Raw genomic sequence first — 16,715 nt, 5'->3', positions numbered from 1 at the left:
CTCAGGCCTCCCCGTCGGGCCGGCGCCGCTCGACCCGGGACGCGACGGCGCGGAACACCAGCACGGTGACCAAAAGGGACAGGGCGGTCGAGACCACCAGCACGATGGCGAGCTTGAGCCCCTGCGCCCGGAGCAGGTCGAGGCGGCCGACGACACCGACGCCGGCGGGCACGAACATCAGCGAGAGGTTCATCAGGAGCCCCCGCGCCGTAGTCTCGAGGGTGCCGTCGACGAGCGGCTTCGGCAGGATGCGCGGCAGGCCGATGCGGCTGTCGCGCAGGAGCAGGAAGCCGAACATCAGACCCATGCCGATCACCGGCCCCGGGATCGGCACCCCGGCGCCCCGGGCAAGCACCTCGCCGACGAGCTGGGCGAGAAGGATCAGCGCCAGGCTGGCGATCATCGTCCGGGCCGTGCGGTCAGACGACGCCGACGCCCTGCTGCCCGGTCCGCCGGGCCGCGGTGACCGCCGCCTCGTCGAAGCCGAGCATCCGGCCGAGGCGCTCGACCAGTGCCTCCTCGAACTCGTCGACGGTCCCGTCCGCGGCGGCCACCGACCAGGCCATGGTCAGCAACTCCTGGCGCTCGGCCTCGTTGGCCTCGTGCGGGATCATCTCGACGAGGCTCGCCACGTCGCGGGTCTCGGCATCCATGGCGGCGGCGCGCTCGATCAGCGCCCGCGCGGCGTCCGGCCCCTGGGCGTAGCGGCCCTGCACGATCCGGGACAGGCGCTCGCTCTCGGCTGGCGCCAGGATCCCGTCGACCCGGGCGACGTGCACAAGCAGCGCGGTGGCCGCGAGATGCGTGTCGTCCACCGGCTCGGAGGCGCCGACCCCGAGAGCCTCGGTCGCGTAGGCGCGCAGGCGTGCGATCAGGGACATGTCGGCTCCGGGGGTTCCTGACGCACAGTTCGGTCCATGCGGCGCGCCGTCAAGGACATCACAGCACGTCGGCGGGCAGCGTGGCGCGGCTGCATCGCTTTCGACGGCTCAGGTGCGGGCGGCCTCGGTCGCCCCCGCGACCAGCGGCGCGAGGATCGCGTCCGCCGCGCGGGTGATCGCCGGGCCGGCCTGTGCCGGCGTTCCGGCCTGGAAGGGCGGCTCCGGGGCGTATTCGGCGACGAGCTGCGCCGTGCGCGCATAGTCGGGCCCGCGCAGGCGGGCGGCGAGCGCCAGGGCGAGATCGAGCCCGGCCGAGATGCCGGCGGCGGTGACGCGGTTGCGGTCGAACACCACGCGCTCGGCCACCGGCACGGCGCCGAGCAGCGGCAGCACGGCGTCGCGCACGCACCAATGCGAGGTCGCGCGGTAGCCCTTGAGCAGGCCGGCCGCCCCGAGGATCAGCGAGCCGGTGCAGACGCTCGTCACCCAGGCGGCGCGAGCAGCGTGCGCGCGCAGGAAGGCCAGCAGCGCAGCGTCGCGCATCTGGTCGGGCGTGCCGTCGCCGCCGGGGACGAACAGGACGTCGAGCTCGGGCGGGCAGGCCTCGAAGGCATGGGTCGCCACGAGGCTGAGGCCCGTATCGCTGGCGACGGTCCCTGCGGATCGCGCGACGAGGTACAGGCTGCCGGGGGCCAAGCCGGCCAGCAGCGCCTGCGGGCCTACCAGATCAAGGGCGGTCATGCCCGGATAGAGGATCATGGCGATCCGGACCGGGCGGTCCTGCGGGACCGAGCCCGGGGCGTCGGCGGCTTCGGACCGGGCCGCCCCGAACGCGGCGGCAGCCGCGGCGGCCGCGATCATGGCCCGGCGGCTGAGGTCCGGCGGCGTCACGCCCGGGCCGGGCGCGTCACAGCGGCCACGCCGCGCCCCGGTAGGCGCTGTCCCAGAACAGCCATTCGAGCCGCGTCGCCTGCGTGAAGGCGTCGTGCATGCGCGCCTGGAGGGCCGACGAGGCCTGCTCCGCCGCGCGGTCGGTGGCGGCGATCATGCCCGCCACGGCCTCGGCGAACTCCGCGCCCGCGTAGGTGTCGATCCAGGCCTGATACCGGTTGTCCGGGGCCGCGCGGGCGAAGATGTCGTCGCCGACCGCCTTGTAGATCCAGAAGCACGGCAGCAGGGCCGCGCACAGCACCTCGAACGGTTCCGCATAGGCCGTGGCGAGCAGGTAGGAGACGTAGTGATGGCAGGCCGGCGTCAGCGCGGTCGCGGCGAAGCTCTCCGGGCTGATCCCGTAATCGCGGAAGAAGCCGCCATGGAGCGCGCGCTCGACCACGATGGCATCCTGGGCGGCGCGGGAGAACTGGACGATCCCGTCCGGGTCCGGCGCCTTCGCGGCGGCGAGGCTCAGCGCCCGGCCGAAGCCGATCAGGTAATGGGCGTCCTGGACGATGTAGTGGCGGAACGTGTCCTGCGGCAGCGTGCCGGCGGCGAGCTCCGCGTTGAACGCCATCGTCCGGATGGTCTCGTAGGCGCCCGCGTTGCGCGCCCAGGCCTCCCGGGAGAAGGAATGCGGGCTCCGGTCACCGTCGGTCAAAGGCACCTCCTGCCGGTCGTGCGCGCTAACCCTGCCGCTGGGCGTGCGTGACGGCCACGTGGATCAGCTCGGCGAGCGTCCGCACACCGAGCTTCTGGCGCATCTGCGAGCACGCATTGGTGACGGTCTTGTAGCTCACCGACAGGTCGGCCGCGATGGCCCCGTAGGAACGGCCCTGCGCGAGCCGCGCCAGGATCTGCTGCTCCCGGGGGGTGAGCTGGGATTCCGGGGTGCGGCGGGCATCGGCGCGCAGCATCGCCACCTCGGTGGCGAGCCGGCGGTCGAGATAGACCTCGCCGACCCGGACCTTGCCGAACGCCTCGAACAGCTCGGCCGAGGCGTGATCCTTCAGCACGTAGCCGAGCGCCCCCGCCTCCAGCGCCCGCGCGACGATGACCGGATCGTTGTGCATGCTAAAGACCAGGATGCGCGTCTCCGGCGCCACCGCGCGGATGCGGCGGATCAAGCCGAGCCCGGCCATGCCGCTGCCCTGGAAGGTCAGGTCGCAGATCACCACCGGTGGCCGCAACCGGTGGAAGATCCGGTAGCCGCCGACGACGGTGGTGGCCTCCGCGATGGTCTCGACCCCGGAATCCTCGAGGACCCGTCGACAGCCCTGCAGGACGATCGGGTGATCGTCGATCACGAGGACCGGCAAGCGTGTGGCGGCGGCGTCGATCTGGGAGGCGATGGCGTTCATGCGCTCGGCGCGTTGTTGTTCTCGTCGACCCGCTCCGGCGGAACGGGGATCGTGATCTGGACGATTGCTCCGGGGCCGGCATTGTCAAGGGCGAAGGTACCACCCAGCGCCTCGACACGCTCACGCATCCCCGACAGACCGAGGCCAGTCCGGTGTTCGCGCGGAATCCCGGTGCCGTCGTCGCGGATCGTGACACGCAGGTGACCGTCGGCTTCGGTCGCCTCGGCCTCGACCCGGGTGGCGCTGCCGTGGCGCACGGCATTGGTCGCGCTCTCCTGCACGCAGCGGAACACCGTGAGGTCCACAAGGTCGCCGTAGCCGCGGGCGAGGCCGTCGAACCGACCGACGAAGGCGGTGCCGGGATGCCGCTGGCCGAAGCCCCGCAGCAGAAGGTCGAGGCAGGTGGCCAGCGGCGCCTGCCCGAGCCCATGCGGGCGCAGGCGGTTCAGCAGCTCCCGGTTGACGGTCTGGACCTGCCCGACGATGGCGCTGATCTCGGCGGCGCGGGCGGCGAGCTTGTCGCGGTTGGGTTCGGCCCCGCCGGAGGCAATCCGGGCAATCGACGCGGCGTTGGCCTCCAGGGCGAACAGGCAGGGGCCGAACTCGTCGTGCAGCTCCAGGGCGGTGCGCCGCCGCTCGTCGTCCTGTGCGGTGAGCAGCTGGCGGTTGAGCCGGCCATTGGCGGCGCGCACCTCGCTCAGAGCCGCGGCGACCTTGTTGAAGCGCGCGGCGATCACCGCCAGCTCGCGGGCACCGGGAGGCTCAAGCCGTGCCGTATAGTCGTGGTGCTCCAATTGGGTCAGGCCGTCGCCCAGCCGCTGCAGCGGCGCCAGGATGCGCCCAAGGGCGAGATAGAGCGCGATCAGCATCGCGGCGTTGATCGCCAGCGTGGTCATCGAGAGGGCCCGGGCATAGCCCCAGATCTCGTCGATCTCGTCCATCGGCTGCGTGGTGATCTGGGCGGTGCCCAGCGTCTGGCCGTTGACGACGATCGGGAGGGTATGGCGCTCGATCGGCGGCATGATCAGGTCGGCGAACCAGCGCGGCGCCTCGCGCTCGGACCGATGCCGCGGCATCGGCTTGCCGACCTGATCGCCGTCAGCCTCGAGGACCGCGACCCGGACGTGGCGCAGGGTCTTGAAGCGCAGGTCCAGGGTCTGGAGCAGCGTGTCGGGCGAGGCGGTGTCCGACAGGCGGATCGTGTCGGCGACCAGAGACTCGACCGTGGCGAGGGAGGCACGGGTCTCGACCCGCACCGCGTTGCGGGCGTTCAGCACGATCACCCCGCAGGAGACCAGCGCCGCCAAAGCGTCGATGAACAGCACCACGGCGACGAGACGCGCCCGGGTCGACCAGTCGGCCCAGGGCCGGAAGCCGGCCCGACGACGATCGGTCGGGGCCTCTGAATGCGGAAGCAGGGTCGGTGTCGTATCCACGATCCGACGCATAGCGGGCCTATCGCCGAAGTCCATGCCTCGGCCCTGTGCGGAGGAGCGGTTCATCCGGCCCGCCGGGCTGAAAGCGACTACGGATTCTTAAGCGGCTTGGGCTTATCTTGTGGATAGCCGAGCCTCGACTGGCCGGGCACCCAATTCGGCACGACATCTTTGCGCCGTATTGCGGTTTCTCTATCGACGGCAGAGTCGACCCATCTCCGAATTGGTGGAGAGCGGTGGCCGGTCGTGGGGGCCCGGTCGCGCGCGTCGTGCATCGTGTCAGAGACCCCGGACCATGATCGATCTCGCCCTGGACCCGTCCGATACAAGACCGCATCGGTCGCCGGAGGCCCGTCCCGGACGCAAACCCAATCTGCGGCTCGTCCTGATCGGATTGGTCGGTGCCAGCGCCGTCGCGGGCTTCGGCGTCGCCGCTTCGACCCTGATGGCCGGGCTCGCGGCCCCCGCGCCGATTAAGCGCGCGCCGATGAGCCGGGCCGCGGATTGGCCTGAACTGAAGGATGGTCTGCCGGCCGTCGCCGGGATCGTCCCGGCGGCTCCCGTGGCGGCGAAGCCCACGGAGCCGGAGAAGCCGGCCCTGCGCATGGCGGTGCTGCCGGACGCTCTGGCGCCCGCAGGTTCCCCCGCGCCGGCGAGCCCGGTCGTCCCGGCCCCCGCGAAGGCTGCGCCCGTCGCCCCGCCGGCTCCCGCCAAGAGCGTGGCCGTGCCCGAGGCTCCGACCAAGCGGATCCCCATGCCGACTCCGGTGACGCCGATCGCCACCCGTCAGGTGGTCGTGCCGCTGCCGCCGACCCGCACCGCGGCGCTGCAGCCGCCGCGCGCCTCCGAAACGGTTCGGGCTCGCGATGCGGCCGCCCCCGCCGCGGCCCCTGCCGCCAAGCCGCTCACGCCGACGCCAGCCGCAGCGTCCGAGAAGACCGCCCACAAGGCGGTGGCCGCGAACAAGCCGGCCCTGGCGAAGAAGACCGCGGAGGCCGCCAAGCCCGGCGCTGCCGCCGCGACCGTCGCGCAGGCGGAGCCGGCCGACGAGGAGACCGAGGTGCTCGGCATCAAGCTGCCGTCCCTGGCGCCCGCCGGACGGAAGCTGAAGGAAAGCGTCGACGCACTGGGTGACGCCGTCAAAAACGTCTTCTGAAATGATCACCCCGGGGATGTCACGGACATCCCCGGGGTCGACCCACGTTGATCAGCTGCGGCCGGTGTTTCGGCCGGGCTTGGCATCGGGCCGGGGTCCGGACCGTTCGGCATGGCGCTGATGCTTGCCGGCCCGCGGGCTGGCGAACCCCTTCGGGCCGCCCGGCCCACTCTTGCGCTCGGCCGGCCCCGCATCCCCGGCAATGGCCTCGACCTGGATCTCCGGTGAGCCGTTGCGGGCAAAGGACTCGGCGAAGCGCGCCGCCGCGTTGCCGCGGATCTCGAACTTGGTTTCCCGGTCGAAGATCCGGATCGCCCCGATCTCCTGGCGGCCGATGCCGCCCCGGCGGGTGAGCATCGGCAACAGGCGGCGCGGATCGGCGTTGTCGCGCCGGCCGAGGTTGAGCCGGAACCACACCGCCGGCCCGAGGGCGGCGATCTGCTCGGGATTCATCGGATCGTAGGGCGGCCGCTCGCTGGTGCCGCGGGGCGCACGGCCCTCGCCGGGATCGCTGACCTCTTCGGGCGCCGGCAGGCGGGTGCGGTAGACCCGGGCCAGCAGGGCGGCGAGTTCCTCCGGCGTCTTGCCGGCGAGCAGGGCGCCGGCCAGCGCGACATCCTCCTCGGCCGGGGGCTCGGAGAAGAGCGGGTCGGAGAGCATGCGCTCGCCGTCGAGCCGCCGGATGTCGTCGGCCGAGGGCGGGCCGGACCAGTCCGGGCTGACCTTGGCGATGGCGAACATCTGCTCGGCGCGGCGGCGCCGGGAATTCGGGATCAGGAGCACCGAGGTGCCCTTGCGGCCGGCGCGGCCGGTGCGCCCGCTGCGGTGCTGGAGCACCTCGGCGTCGTGCGGCAGGTCGGCGTGGATGACCAGGCTCAAGCCGGGCAGGTCGATACCGCGGGCGGCGACGTCCGTGGCGACGCAGACCCGGGCCCGGCCGTCGCGCAGCGCCTGGAGGGCGGCATTGCGCTCGCCCTGTCCGAGCTCGCCCGAGAGGGCGACCACCGAGAAGCCGCGCTCGGTGAGGCTCGCCTGGAGATGGCGCACCGCGTTGCGGGTGTTGCAGAACACGATCGCGGTCGGGGCATCCGCCTCGCGCAGGAGGTTGAGCACCACGTGCTCGGTCTCCCGGGGCATGATCCGCACCGCCCGGTAGGCGATGTCGGCGTGACCCTTGCTCTCGCCCTTGATCGCCAACCGCAGGGCATTGCGCTGGTAGCGCTCGGCCAGCGACTCGATCGCCTTCGGCAGGGTCGCGGAGAACAGGTAGGTCGCCCGCTCCGGGGGCGTCCCCGAGAGAATGAACTCGATATCCTCGCGGAAGCCGAGATCGAGCATCTCGTCGGCCTCGTCGAGCACGACGGCGCGCAGGGCCGTCGGGTCGAGGTTGCGGCGCTCCAGATGATCGCGCAGGCGGCCCGGGGTGCCAACCACGATATGGGTGCCATCAGCCAGCATCCGGGCCTCGCGGCGGGGATCCATGCCGCCGACGCAGGCGGTGACGCGTCCGCCGGCCGGGGCGTAGAGCCACAACAGTTCGCGCTGGACCTGGAGCGCCAGCTCCCGGGTCGGAGCGATCACCAGGGCGAGCGGCGCACCGGGCGGCGGAAGCGTCTCGCCCTCGCCTGCGCCGTCATCGGCACCCTTGCCGAAGAACATGTCGGCCATGGCGAGACCGTAGGCCACGGTCTTGCCGGAGCCGGTCTGGGCAGAGACAAGAAGGTCGCGGGCGCCGGCGGCCGCCTCCAGCACCGCGGCCTGGACCGGGGTGGGATCGGCGTAGCCGCGCTCGGACAGGGCCCGCGCGAGGGGGGCGGGCAGGGTCGGGAAGGACAAGTTACGGAAACTCTCAACGGCCGCGCCGCGCCCGGCAGCGCGCCATCGCGCGGCGGAGGAATCAGGCACCGGACTTTATTCGGGTCCCTAGATGGTAGCGCCAACCGGGCCTTCTGACCACTCCCGCCACGGCATGGGCCGGTTGCGCGTCATCAGACCGGTGCGGCTAGGTCGGTCCGGCTGAAATCCTCGCCGACATAGAGCAGCGGGCAGCCGTGCTCCTTGGCGACATCGTAGGCGAAGCAATCTCCGAAGTTCAGACCGGCCGGATGCAGGCCCTTGCCCCAGCGCCGATAGCACGCCGCGAGGCGTCTGGCCGAGGCTACGGTGACCGAAACGATCTCGATGGCGAGCCCGTCGATCAGGCGGCCCATCTCGTCGCCGACGTTCCGGCGCTCGGACACGATCAACGCTTCGGCGACCGTCGCCGCCGACATCACGAGCCTGTCCTCGCGCTCGATGACGGCGATGCAACGCTCCGCCTCCGGCTCGTTCTGGAGGATCGCCATGAGAGCGGAGGTGTCGATCGCGATCATCCGGGCAAGCCGTCCGCGTCGTAGAGGAAATCCTGGCTGTGGGCTGCGCGCGGGCCGGGAGTGAGCTTGGCGGCGGCGTCAATCTGAATCGCCTCGATGAGCGCCCGGCGCGCGGTCCGATCCGGCTTCGACGCCATGGCCACTAAGCGGACGACCGGCCGGCCATACCGGGTCAGGATCACCTCGTCGCCGGCCTCGGCGCGGCGGACGAGTTCCGTGAGCTGCGCGTTGGCATCGGACACCGACATGCGCATCACATTCCCCTATCTCGACGCCACCGCTGGTCACGTCCCAGGAATCGCCTATGAGGTGGTCTAACATCTTGCGCTGCACCACCAAAACGATCTGACCGGAGACGACCAAGACCATGACGGGAGCCCTGCGGCTGGCGGTGGCGTGGGCGACGGTGCTCGCCTTCGCATGGTTCGGAAAGACCTGGCTGGGCGACCTGGCGCAGCCCTGGTTCGCGGGCGGCCTGTTCGCGTGGCTGCTGGCGGTGATCGTCTGGTCGGCCTTCGGGGTTGTCCACGAGGCGGAGGACCTGGCGCACCGGCTCGGCGAGCCGCTCGGCACCCTGGTGCTGACGCTCGCCATCGTGATCATCGAGGTGGCGCTGATCTCCGCCGTGATGCTCTCGGCCAAGGAGGCGCCGACGCTCGGCCGCGACACGATGTTCGCCGTGCTGATGATCGTGCTGAACGGCGTCGTCGGCCTCGGGCTCCTGGTCGGCGGCCTGCGCCACCACCAGCAGAGCTACAACCTGCAGGGGGCCTCGGCCTTCCTGTCGGTGATCATCCCGCTGACCACGATCGCGCTGATCATCCCGAACTTCACCAGCTCCACCGCCGACGGCACGCTGACCACCCTTCAGGCGGTGGCCTTCTCGGTCTTCACCCTGGCGCTCTACGGCGTGTTCCTGCTGATCCAGACCAGCCGCCACAGCGACTTCTTCAAGGACGCCCAGGAGCAGACGGACAGTGGATCCGACGCGGGCTCGACCTCGGGCGGCGCCATCGCCAAGCATGTCTTTCTGCTGCTCGCCAACGTCGTGCCGATCGTGCTGCTGGCGAAAAGCCTGGCGGCGATCCTCGATCACGGCATCGCGGCGCTCGGCGCGCCCTCGGCGCTGGGCGGCGTGCTGATCGCCGCGATCGTGTTCACCCCGGAGGCGATCTCGGCCTTGAAGGCCATCGCCCGCAACGAGCTGCAGCGGGCGATCAACCTGTGCCTGGGGGCCGCCACCTCGACGGTGGGCCTCACCGTACCGGCGATCCTGACCATCGGCCTGCTCACCGGCCAGACCGTGGTGCTCGGCCTCAAGCCCACAGAGATGACGCTGCTCGCGGTGACGCTGATCCTCAGCATGCAGACCTTCTCGGGCCTGCGCACCACGGTGCTCGAGGGGGCGGTGCACCTCGTGGTGTTCTTCGTCTACCTCGTGCTGATCTTCAGCCCCTGATCAGCTGCCGAACCGCTCGGTGCGGATCACCCCCGCCGGGACGCCCGCTTCCAGGATCAGGTCCGAGGCGGCCACGACGAAGCGGTTGGAGCCGCACAGGAAGACCTTCTCTGGTCGTCCGACCCGCGCCAGGGCGCCGGCCACCAGCGCGGCGTCGATCCACCGACCGCCGTCATCCCGGGTGGTGGTGAGGTGCAGGGAGAAACCCGTGCCGTCGCCGGCGAGGCGCTCCAGCTCGGGCAGCGCGATCGCCTCCGCGCGGGTGCGGGCGGAGTAGATCAGGGCCGCCGGGATCTCCGGCGCGACCCGCGCACGTCGGCGCAGCATCGCCAGCAGCGGCACGACGCCGGAGCCGCCGGCCCCCAGGAGCAGCGGACCGCCGTCGGGCCCATCCCAGGAGAACGAACCGCCGATCGGCCCACGCAGCTCGACGCGGTCGCCGATCTCGGCGGCCTGCGAAAACCAGCCCGAGACCTCGCCGTCCGGCAGCGCCTCGACCATCAGCTCCAGGGTGCCGCTGCCGTCGGGCGCCGAGGCGATCGAGTAGCTGCGCTGGGCCTGGTAGCCGTCCTCGGCGGTCAGCCGGACGTCGACGTGCTGACCGGCGCGGTAGGCGTTCGCCAGTTCGCAGCGCAGCCGAAAGCTCTTCACCTGCGGGGTGACGGGCGTGATCGCGGTGATCTCGGCCTGGTGCCAGCGGAAGACGATCGGCTCAGTCACCGGTGTAGCGCTGCTCACGCCAGGGATCCCCGTACATGTGGTAGCCGCGCAGCTCCCAGAAGCCGGCCGTATCGGTCTGGGTGAAGCGCAAGCCCTTCACCCATTTGGCGCTCTTCCAGAAGTAGAGATGCGGCACGAGCAGCCGCGCCGGGCCGCCATGGTCCGGATGGATCGGCTGGCCGGCATAGCGGGTCGCCACCATGGCGCGGCCGTTCACGAGATCGGCCACCGGCACGTTGGTGGTGTAATCGTCGTAGGATTCCGCCAGCAGGAAGCCGGTCGGCGCCGCGATGCCGGCATCGGCCAGCAGGTCGTCGAAGCTCACGCCCTCCCAGGCGGTGTCGAACTTCGACCATTTGGTGACGCAGTGGATGTCCCCCTGCCACGTAGTGCACGGCAGCGCCTCGAATTCCTGCCAGCTCCACGCCTTGATCGGCCGGGAGCCCGCACGCAGCGTGAACCGCCACGTGGCGAGATCCACCGTCGGGTTGGGGCCGATCTGCAGGATCGGAAAATCCTCGGTGAGATATTGGCCGGGCGGGATGCGCGCGCCGGTCTCGGGCGGCTGCCTGCGCCCGACGAAGCCCCGTGTCACCATGCCGGCCTCCGCTCCCGTTGTTGTCTTGGTGCGTTCGCCCCGGGTTTGGTGCGTCGGAACACCCCACGTCAAGTCGCGACGTGCGGCCGAACAAACGCCCCAAAGCTGGGATGTGGTAGCCAACCTATCTCGGTCCGAATCGCATCCTTCAGGGGGAATGTCATGAAGTACCTTCTCGCGACGAGCCTCATCGTCGGGAGCCTCGCCACCCTCGCGCCGGCCGCCCAGGCCCGTGACGGGATCGGCGCCGGCGGCGCGGCGGCCCTCGGCGTGCTCGGCGGCCTCGCCGTCGGCGGCGCCATCGCGTCGTCGGCCAACAATGGCTACTACCCGGGCCGCCCGGTCTACCGCGCTCCCCCGCCGGTCTACGTGGAGGAGGATTACGGTCCGGTCTGCCACTTCGAGCGCCGCCGCACCATCGACCCCTACGGCGACGTCTACATCCGGCGCGTCCGCGTCTGCGAATAGGCGGCTTCGGGGGTCGCCTCGGCGGCCGGCGCGGGCTTCAGGCGCTCGGCGCAGGCGATCCCCCCGAGCACGAGAGCGAGGGCGACGGCCTGGATCGCCCCGAACGGCTCGCCGACCAGCAGGACGGCGAGGATCGCGCCGAAGATCGGCACGAGATTGACGAACAGGCCGGCCCGGTTCGGGCCGATCAGCTCGACCCCGCGCATGAAGAACAGCTGCGCCAGCAGCGATGGCCCCAAGCCGACGAAGGCGACCATCGCCCACCCCGCCGGCCCGGGCCAGACTGCATGCCCGGTGGCCCACTCCACCGCGAGCGGCGGCAGCGACGTCACGAAGGCGGCGACCGCCATGGCGGCAAAGAACGCCAGGGCCGTGACCTTCGGGCGGGTCGGCAGGAAGATCGTGTAGCCCGCGTAGAGCAGGCAGGCCCCGAACACGAGCACGTCGCCCCGGTTGAAATCCAAGCGCGTCAACACGGAGAGGTCACCGTGGGTCGCTGCCAAGCCAGCGCCGATCAGCGTCAGCACGACACCGACCATCTGGCCGAGGGTGACCGGCACCCGATAGGTGAAGCGGTTGAGCAGGATCACCAGGACCGGGATCGCGCCTTGGAACAGGGCCAGGTTGACCGCGCTGGTATAAACGCCGGCGGCATAGAACAGGCAGTTGAAAGCCGTGTAGCCGAGGCCACCCATCAGCAGGATGCGCAGCCAGTGCCGGCGCAGGAGCGGCCATTCCGCGAGGAGCCTGCGGGCCGCGAACGGCGCGAGCACCGCGCAGGCCACCGCCCAGCGCAGGGTCGTGATCACCTGGGGGGAAACATGGCCCGGCGCCCAGCGGCTGCTGACCGCGTTTCCGGCCCAGAGCAGCGCAGTAAGCGTGAGGAGCAGATAGGCCGGCGCGACCGAGGAGACCCGGGTCGCGCGTGCGGGCCTCAACGGCGGCGGAACTGGCCGCCCCGGACCTGGGGCCGCGGGCCTGCAGAACGCTCGTCCTTGTGCCGGAACACGAGGCGGCCCTTCTCGAGATCGTAGGGCGACATCTCGACCGTGACCCGGTCACCCGCCAGCGTCTTGATGCGGTTCTTCTTCATCTTGCCGGCCGTGTAGGCCACGATCTCGTGGCCCTGGTCGAGCTGCACGCGGTAGCGCGCGTCCGGCAAGATCTCGATCACGAGACCGTCGAACTGCATCAATTCTTCTTTCGCCATGCACCTTCTCCAGTCGGACCGTCCGGCAGCAGGCGTTCCGGCAAAACTTCTACGGCTGTCATCAAGCTCGGGAAACGCCGCAGGGCGCGGATCCGATCCGACGGACGGTCCGCGCCTGCTGTGCGACGCCGCCCGCATGTAGTCGTCACACGATCCCGCGGCAAGTCATGCCCGGCCATGAGGCCGGAGTCATGGACATGAATGTCCGGCGATTCATGGCCCCGGGACCTCGTTGCCCGCGTAATCGAGGCGCCCATCCGGCGTCCGGCGCCAGACCCGCAGGGCGACGGTGCCGCCGGACCGGTCGCCGCGGGCGTCGAACCCGACCGGGCCGAGGATCGTGCGCAGCGGTGGGGCGCTGCGCAGGGCCTCGGCGATCTTGCGGCCCTCCGGGATCCGGCCCGATTTCGGATCCGTGGTGCGGGCGCGCTCCAGGGCCTGGGCCAGCAGTTCCACCGCCGCGTAGCCCGAGGCCGCCACGCTTTCGGCGTCGGGTGCCCGCGCCGCGACCTTGCCGGCTTTCGGATCCGGGAGGCGCGGTGGATCGGGCGGCAGGGTCATCACGGTCCCCTCCCCGAGGGTACCCAGGGCGGCGAAGGCCGGATCGAGGATGCCGTCGCTGGCGATCAGCGTGGCGCCGACATTGGCCTCGCGCAAAGCGCGGACCAGGGCGGCCGCCTCTGGCGCCAAGCCTCCGAAATACACCGCGTCGACCCGAGCCGCTTTCAGACGGCCGATGAGGTCGCCGAAGTCGCGGGTCCCGCGCGGAAAGCCGTCGAACAGCACCTCCGGGGCGCCAGCCTCCTTCAGCTGCGCCGCCACCGCCTCGGCGAGGCCGCGCCCATAGGTCGAGCGGTCGTTGAGAATGGCGACCCGCCGCCCTGCGAACGCCTTGGCGAGATAAACCCCCGCGGCCCGGCCCTGTTGGGCGTCGCTCGGAGTCAGCCGGAACAGGTTCCAGAAACCGCGGCTGGTCAGCGGCGCGTAGGTCGCCCCCGGCGTGACCAGCACCGCCCCGGCTTCCTCGTAGACCGGCGTCGCGGCGGCGACCGCGATGGATTCGAATGGCCCGACCACGAGGCGGACCCCGTCGGCGGCGAATTTCTTGGCCGTTGCGGCAGCCTGCCTGGCGTCGCCGGCATCGTCGGCCGGCACGAGGACGAATTTCGGCCGCCCACCCCCGGCCCGGTTCAGGTCGGCGACGGCCTGCTCGGCACCTTGTCGGAGACCCTGGCCGAACCCGGCATCCGGCCCCGAGAGCGGCGCCGACAGACCGATCCGCACCGGCGCCTGGGCGACGGCCGGTGCCGCGACGAGGAGACCGGCGACGATCAGGGCGAGGCTCTGCTTCATCGCTTTACGATATGGGCAGACACGCCGTGCGGGAAGCGTACATCACCAGACTCGCAAATGGGTTGCGAGCCCAAAAACCGGTTCATCCCTGAGCGGATCGGGACGCTGCCGCGCGCAGAAGCGCTGGCGGGCGGACGCGATGTGGGAAATAAGGGCGTCGGCCGGCCCGCGACTTTGGATAGAACCGCCCGCTCGCGCCGCATCGAAGACCCTCTGGGACGATTGACGATCATGACCTCGCTGTTCGCCGGCATCCAGGACGCGCCGCTCGACCCGATCATGCGGCTGTTCGAGGCCTTCAACGCCGATACGAGCACCAAAAAGCTCAACCTCGTGGTCGGGGTCTACACGGATGCCGACGGCAAGGTGCCGCGCCTGCGCGCCGTGCAGACCGCGGAGAAGAGGTGGATCGAGAAGGGCCTGCCGAAGACCTACCGGCCGATCGAGGGCACCAAGCCGTTCCGCGACGCGGTCCAGGCCCTGCTGTTCGGCGCGCGCGCCCCGATCCTGACGCAGAACCGCACCGCGACGCTCCAGAGCATCGGCGGCACCGGCGCGCTCAAGACCGGTGCGGACGTGCTGGCCCGGCTCAATCCCGGCGCCACCGTGGCGGTGAGCAACCCGAGCTGGGAGAACCACAAGGCGCTGTTCAGCCAGGCCGGCTTCACGGTCGTCGACTATCCCTATTTCTCGGCCGAGACCGGCGGCGTCGATTACCCGGCCATGCGCGCCTACCTGCAGGACCTGCCGAAGGGCTCGATCGTGGTGCTGCACGCCTGCTGCCACAACCCGACCGGCGCCGACCTGACGCCCGACGCGTGGAGCGACCTCGCGCCCCTGCTGGCCGAGCGTGGCCTGATCCCGTTCCTCGACATCGCCTACCAGGGCTTCGGCGACGGCCTCGACGCCGATGCCGCGCCGGTGCGGCTGTTCGCCGAATCCGGCCAGGAATTCTTCGTCGCCTCGTCGTTCTCGAAGTCGTTCTCGCTCTACGGCGAGCGCGTCGGCGCGCTGACGATCGTGGCCGAGAATCCGGCCATGAAGACCAAGGTGGAGTCCCTGGCCAAGCGTCTGGTGCGGGCGAGCTACTCGAACCCGGTGACCCACGGCGCCGCCATCGTCGAGATGGTGCTGACCGATCCGGAGCTGCGCGCCGACTGGGAGCGGGAGCTCGCCGAGATGCGCGAGCGGATCCGGTCCATGCGGGTGCGCATGGCCGACAGCCTGCAGCAGCGCCACCCGGAGCGTGGCTTCGACGCGATCAAGGCGCAGAAGGGCATGTTCTCCTACACGGGCCTGACCCCCGCTGAGGCCACGCGCCTGCGCGAGGAGCACGAGGTCTACGCGCTGGAGACCGGCCGGATCTGCGTCGCGGCGGTCAACACCCACAACATCGACCACGTGGTCGACGCCATCGACGCGGTGGTGAAGGGCTGACCCGGTGGCCCTCAAGCGCGTCTGCCGGTTCAATCTCTGGATCAACCCGGTCTTCGACGCGCGGCTGAGGGCCGAGCCCGACATCGACCTGCAGGTCGGCGACCTGCAGGGCCCGGCGGAAACGCTCAAGGCCCTGCTGACGCAGGCACACGTCTTCCACGTCTCACCGGCCCGGGACGAGCTGCCCCGCCGCTGGCACGTGACGGACGAACTGCTGGCCGGCTGCCCGAACCTGCTCGCGGTCTCCTCGGGCGGGGCAGGCTTCGACACGGTGGATACGGACGCCTGCACGCGAGCCGGCGTCGCGGTGGTCAATCAGGTCGGCGGCAATGCCCGCTCGGTGGCGGAGCTGGCGATCGGCCTGATGCTGGCCGTCTCCCGCAAGATCTGCGTCTCGGACCGGTTGCTGCGGACCGCGCGCGGCTTCTCGCGGGAATCGCTGATGGGCCACGAGATCGGCGGCTCGACGCTGGGTCTCGTCGGCATCGGCCATACCGGCCGGGAGGTCGCCAAGCTCGCCCGCGGCTTCGACATGCGGGTCCTGGCCTACGATCCGCTGCTCTCCGCCGAGGAGATCCGGGCGCGGGGCGCCGAGCCGGTGGACCGGGCGCAGCTGCTCGCCGAGTCCGACATCGTGTCCCTGCACTGCCCACTCGATGCCACCACCCGCGGCAGCTTCGACGCCAACGCCTTCGCGGCGATGAAGCCGGGCGCGCTCTTCATCACCACGGCCCGGGGCGGCGTCCACGACGAAGCCGCGCTCGCCGGAGCCCTGGCTTTCGGCCATCTCGCCGGGGCCGGCCTCGATGTCTGGGCGCCGGAGCCGCCGCCCTTGGATTCGGCGCTGCTCAAGCTCGACACGGTGGTGGCGACCTACCACACCGCCGGCGTCACCCACGAGGCGCGCCGCAACGTGGCCTCCTGGGGCGCCGACCAGATCATCGGCCTTCTGCGGGGCGAGACCCCGCCCCGCCTGGTCAACCCGGAAGTCTGGCCGGCAGTGCTGGCGCGCCGGATGCGTCTGCTCGGCCCCGCGTAGCGAAGCCAGGCCGGTAAGCCCTCAGGCAAACCGGCCCGCCGCGATGTTGCGCGACAGCAACGCGCCGGGTCCGCCTTCAAGCAGCTTCGACTCTTCGTAAGCTGCCCCGCACTCAGATCGAAGTCATTCCAAGCTTTCCGCCGCGCCTCCGCCGGCGATCAGGCTTGACCGCGTCGGTTCGCCTCGAACATCTCGGCGGTCTGGACGCAGCTTGGCTTGAGAACGTGGCGTACAATCTTACCAAACCTAGACCGAATACGCTCCGTCTGAGAGCAAGAATCACCGCTCCCAC

Annotated in this window: 19 protein-coding genes; 5 read left to right on the top strand and 14 right to left on the bottom strand. The window is 70.9% G+C overall.

From position 1 onward, the window contains the following. Position 1: 1 nt before the first annotated feature. The 6 genes from MKK65_RS30180 to MKK65_RS30155 all read right to left on the bottom strand — a co-directional run bounded on the left by MKK65_RS30180 (position 2) and on the right by MKK65_RS30155 (position 4,647). A complete protein-coding gene (locus MKK65_RS30180) occupies positions 2 to 403 on the bottom strand; it encodes a CidA/LrgA family protein (RefSeq protein WP_058192586.1) in 402 nt (133 codons plus the stop codon). Positions 404 to 419: 16 nt separating this feature from the next. Further along, positions 420 to 881, bottom strand: a complete 462-nt coding sequence (locus MKK65_RS30175; RefSeq protein ID WP_243961880.1) for a TerB family tellurite resistance protein — start codon at positions 879 to 881, stop codon at positions 420 to 422. A gap of 108 nt (positions 882 to 989) precedes the next feature. Then, the gene (locus MKK65_RS30170; protein WP_243961878.1) at positions 990 to 1,772 is read right to left on the bottom strand and encodes a DJ-1/PfpI family protein; all 783 of its coding nucleotides are present in this window, start codon (positions 1,770 to 1,772) and stop codon (positions 990 to 992) included. Between the two features lie 16 nt (positions 1,773 to 1,788). Continuing rightward, positions 1,789 to 2,475, bottom strand: a complete 687-nt coding sequence (gene tenA / locus MKK65_RS30165; RefSeq protein ID WP_243961876.1) for a thiaminase II — start codon at positions 2,473 to 2,475, stop codon at positions 1,789 to 1,791. Between the two features lie 25 nt (positions 2,476 to 2,500). Beyond that, entirely contained in the window at positions 2,501 to 3,175 is a 675-nt protein-coding gene (locus MKK65_RS30160) for a response regulator (RefSeq protein ID WP_007561188.1), read from the bottom strand. Beyond that, positions 3,172 to 4,647 carry an ATP-binding protein gene (locus MKK65_RS30155; protein WP_243962056.1) on the bottom strand — a complete coding sequence of 492 codons (1,476 nt, stop codon included), beginning with the start codon at positions 4,645 to 4,647 and terminating at the stop codon, positions 3,172 to 3,174. Before MKK65_RS30155 ends, MKK65_RS30160 begins: the two co-directional genes overlap by 4 nt. A 259-nt stretch (positions 4,648 to 4,906) precedes the next feature. Here MKK65_RS30155 and MKK65_RS30150 point away from each other — a divergent pair, with 259 nt between their 5' ends. Beyond that, entirely contained in the window at positions 4,907 to 5,767 is an 861-nt protein-coding gene (locus MKK65_RS30150; RefSeq protein WP_243961875.1) for a hypothetical protein, read from the top strand. A 51-nt stretch (positions 5,768 to 5,818) separates the two neighbouring features. Here the strand turns inward: MKK65_RS30150 and MKK65_RS30145 are convergent, their stop codons facing one another. From MKK65_RS30145 to MKK65_RS30135, 3 genes are all read right to left on the bottom strand, one after another. Further along, on the bottom strand, positions 5,819 to 7,603 hold the full coding sequence (locus MKK65_RS30145; RefSeq protein ID WP_243961873.1) for a DEAD/DEAH box helicase: 1,785 nt from the start codon (positions 7,601 to 7,603) through the stop codon (positions 5,819 to 5,821). A gap of 152 nt (positions 7,604 to 7,755) precedes the next feature. Beyond that, positions 7,756 to 8,139 (bottom strand): type II toxin-antitoxin system VapC family toxin, encoded by a 384-nt coding sequence (locus tag MKK65_RS30140; RefSeq protein WP_243961871.1) that lies wholly within the window; start codon positions 8,137 to 8,139, stop codon positions 7,756 to 7,758. Further along, entirely contained in the window at positions 8,136 to 8,393 is a 258-nt protein-coding gene (locus MKK65_RS30135) for a type II toxin-antitoxin system Phd/YefM family antitoxin (RefSeq protein ID WP_243961869.1), read from the bottom strand. Before MKK65_RS30135 ends, MKK65_RS30140 begins: the two co-directional genes overlap by 4 nt. Positions 8,394 to 8,506: 113 nt before the next feature. Between MKK65_RS30135 and MKK65_RS30130 the strand changes: the two genes are divergently transcribed. Beyond that, on the top strand, positions 8,507 to 9,598 hold the full coding sequence (locus MKK65_RS30130; protein WP_243961867.1) for a calcium:proton antiporter: 1,092 nt from the start codon (positions 8,507 to 8,509) through the stop codon (positions 9,596 to 9,598). On the opposite strand, the gene MKK65_RS30125 is transcribed toward MKK65_RS30130, so the two are convergent. Further along, entirely contained in the window at positions 9,599 to 10,336 is a 738-nt protein-coding gene (locus MKK65_RS30125) for an FAD-binding oxidoreductase (RefSeq protein ID WP_243961864.1), read from the bottom strand. It abuts the gene before it with no gap. Further along, positions 10,311 to 10,916 carry a sulfite oxidase-like oxidoreductase gene (locus tag MKK65_RS30120; RefSeq protein WP_243961862.1) on the bottom strand — a complete coding sequence of 202 codons (606 nt, stop codon included), beginning with the start codon at positions 10,914 to 10,916 and terminating at the stop codon, positions 10,311 to 10,313. Before MKK65_RS30120 ends, MKK65_RS30125 begins: the two co-directional genes overlap by 26 nt. A 162-nt stretch (positions 10,917 to 11,078) precedes the next feature. Here MKK65_RS30120 and MKK65_RS30115 point away from each other — a divergent pair, with 162 nt between their 5' ends. Then, positions 11,079 to 11,384, top strand: a complete 306-nt coding sequence (locus MKK65_RS30115) for a hypothetical protein (protein WP_058192571.1) — start codon at positions 11,079 to 11,081, stop codon at positions 11,382 to 11,384. On the opposite strand, the gene MKK65_RS30110 is transcribed toward MKK65_RS30115, so the two are convergent. The 3 genes from MKK65_RS30110 to MKK65_RS30100 form a co-directional block, all read right to left on the bottom strand. Then, positions 11,354 to 12,322 (bottom strand): DMT family transporter, encoded by a 969-nt coding sequence (locus MKK65_RS30110; protein WP_243961860.1) that lies wholly within the window; start codon positions 12,320 to 12,322, stop codon positions 11,354 to 11,356. The two genes, MKK65_RS30115 and MKK65_RS30110, sit on opposite strands and share 31 nt — an antisense overlap. Next, the gene (infA, locus tag MKK65_RS30105; RefSeq protein WP_007561169.1) at positions 12,319 to 12,594 is read right to left on the bottom strand and encodes a translation initiation factor IF-1; all 276 of its coding nucleotides are present in this window, start codon (positions 12,592 to 12,594) and stop codon (positions 12,319 to 12,321) included. Before infA ends, MKK65_RS30110 begins: the two co-directional genes overlap by 4 nt. A 213-nt stretch (positions 12,595 to 12,807) precedes the next feature. After that, positions 12,808 to 13,947, bottom strand: a complete 1,140-nt coding sequence (locus MKK65_RS30100; RefSeq protein ID WP_243961859.1) for a branched-chain amino acid ABC transporter substrate-binding protein — start codon at positions 13,945 to 13,947, stop codon at positions 12,808 to 12,810. A 231-nt stretch (positions 13,948 to 14,178) separates the two neighbouring features. On the opposite strand from MKK65_RS30100, the gene MKK65_RS30095 reads away from it, so the two are divergent. Continuing rightward, entirely contained in the window at positions 14,179 to 15,384 is a 1,206-nt protein-coding gene (locus tag MKK65_RS30095; RefSeq protein ID WP_243961857.1) for an amino acid aminotransferase, read from the top strand. Between the two features lie 4 nt (positions 15,385 to 15,388). Beyond that, positions 15,389 to 16,423 (top strand): hydroxyacid dehydrogenase, encoded by a 1,035-nt coding sequence (locus tag MKK65_RS30090; protein ID WP_243961856.1) that lies wholly within the window; start codon positions 15,389 to 15,391, stop codon positions 16,421 to 16,423. The last annotated feature ends 292 nt before the right edge of the window (positions 16,424 to 16,715 follow it).

Origin of the sequence: Methylobacterium sp. J-001 (assembly GCF_022829565.1) — a bacterium.
In the GTDB taxonomy this organism is placed as follows: domain Bacteria; phylum Pseudomonadota; class Alphaproteobacteria; order Rhizobiales; family Beijerinckiaceae; genus Methylobacterium.
This window is presented reverse-complemented; position numbering and strand designations above follow the sequence as displayed.

Coding starts and splice junctions, on each gene's coding strand:
- MKK65_RS30140 (WP_243961871.1), bottom strand. CDS start 8,139: ATGATCGCGATCGACACCTCCGCTCTCATGGCGATCCTCCAGAACGAG.
- MKK65_RS30155 (WP_243962056.1), bottom strand. CDS start 4,647: ATGGACTTCGGCGATAGGCCCGCTATGCGTCGGATCGTGGATACGACA.
- MKK65_RS30150 (WP_243961875.1), top strand. CDS start 4,907: ATGATCGATCTCGCCCTGGACCCGTCCGATACAAGACCGCATCGGTCG.
- MKK65_RS30095 (WP_243961857.1), top strand. CDS start 14,179: ATGACCTCGCTGTTCGCCGGCATCCAGGACGCGCCGCTCGACCCGATC.
- infA (WP_007561169.1), bottom strand. CDS start 12,594: ATGGCGAAAGAAGAATTGATGCAGTTCGACGGTCTCGTGATCGAGATC.
- MKK65_RS30130 (WP_243961867.1), top strand. CDS start 8,507: ATGACGGGAGCCCTGCGGCTGGCGGTGGCGTGGGCGACGGTGCTCGCC.
- MKK65_RS30160 (WP_007561188.1), bottom strand. CDS start 3,175: ATGAACGCCATCGCCTCCCAGATCGACGCCGCCGCCACACGCTTGCCG.
- MKK65_RS30100 (WP_243961859.1), bottom strand. CDS start 13,947: ATGAAGCAGAGCCTCGCCCTGATCGTCGCCGGTCTCCTCGTCGCGGCA.
- MKK65_RS30115 (WP_058192571.1), top strand. CDS start 11,079: ATGAAGTACCTTCTCGCGACGAGCCTCATCGTCGGGAGCCTCGCCACC.
- MKK65_RS30120 (WP_243961862.1), bottom strand. CDS start 10,916: ATGGTGACACGGGGCTTCGTCGGGCGCAGGCAGCCGCCCGAGACCGGC.
- MKK65_RS30180 (WP_058192586.1), bottom strand. CDS start 403: ATGATCGCCAGCCTGGCGCTGATCCTTCTCGCCCAGCTCGTCGGCGAG.
- MKK65_RS30135 (WP_243961869.1), bottom strand. CDS start 8,393: ATGCGCATGTCGGTGTCCGATGCCAACGCGCAGCTCACGGAACTCGTC.
- MKK65_RS30175 (WP_243961880.1), bottom strand. CDS start 881: ATGTCCCTGATCGCACGCCTGCGCGCCTACGCGACCGAGGCTCTCGGG.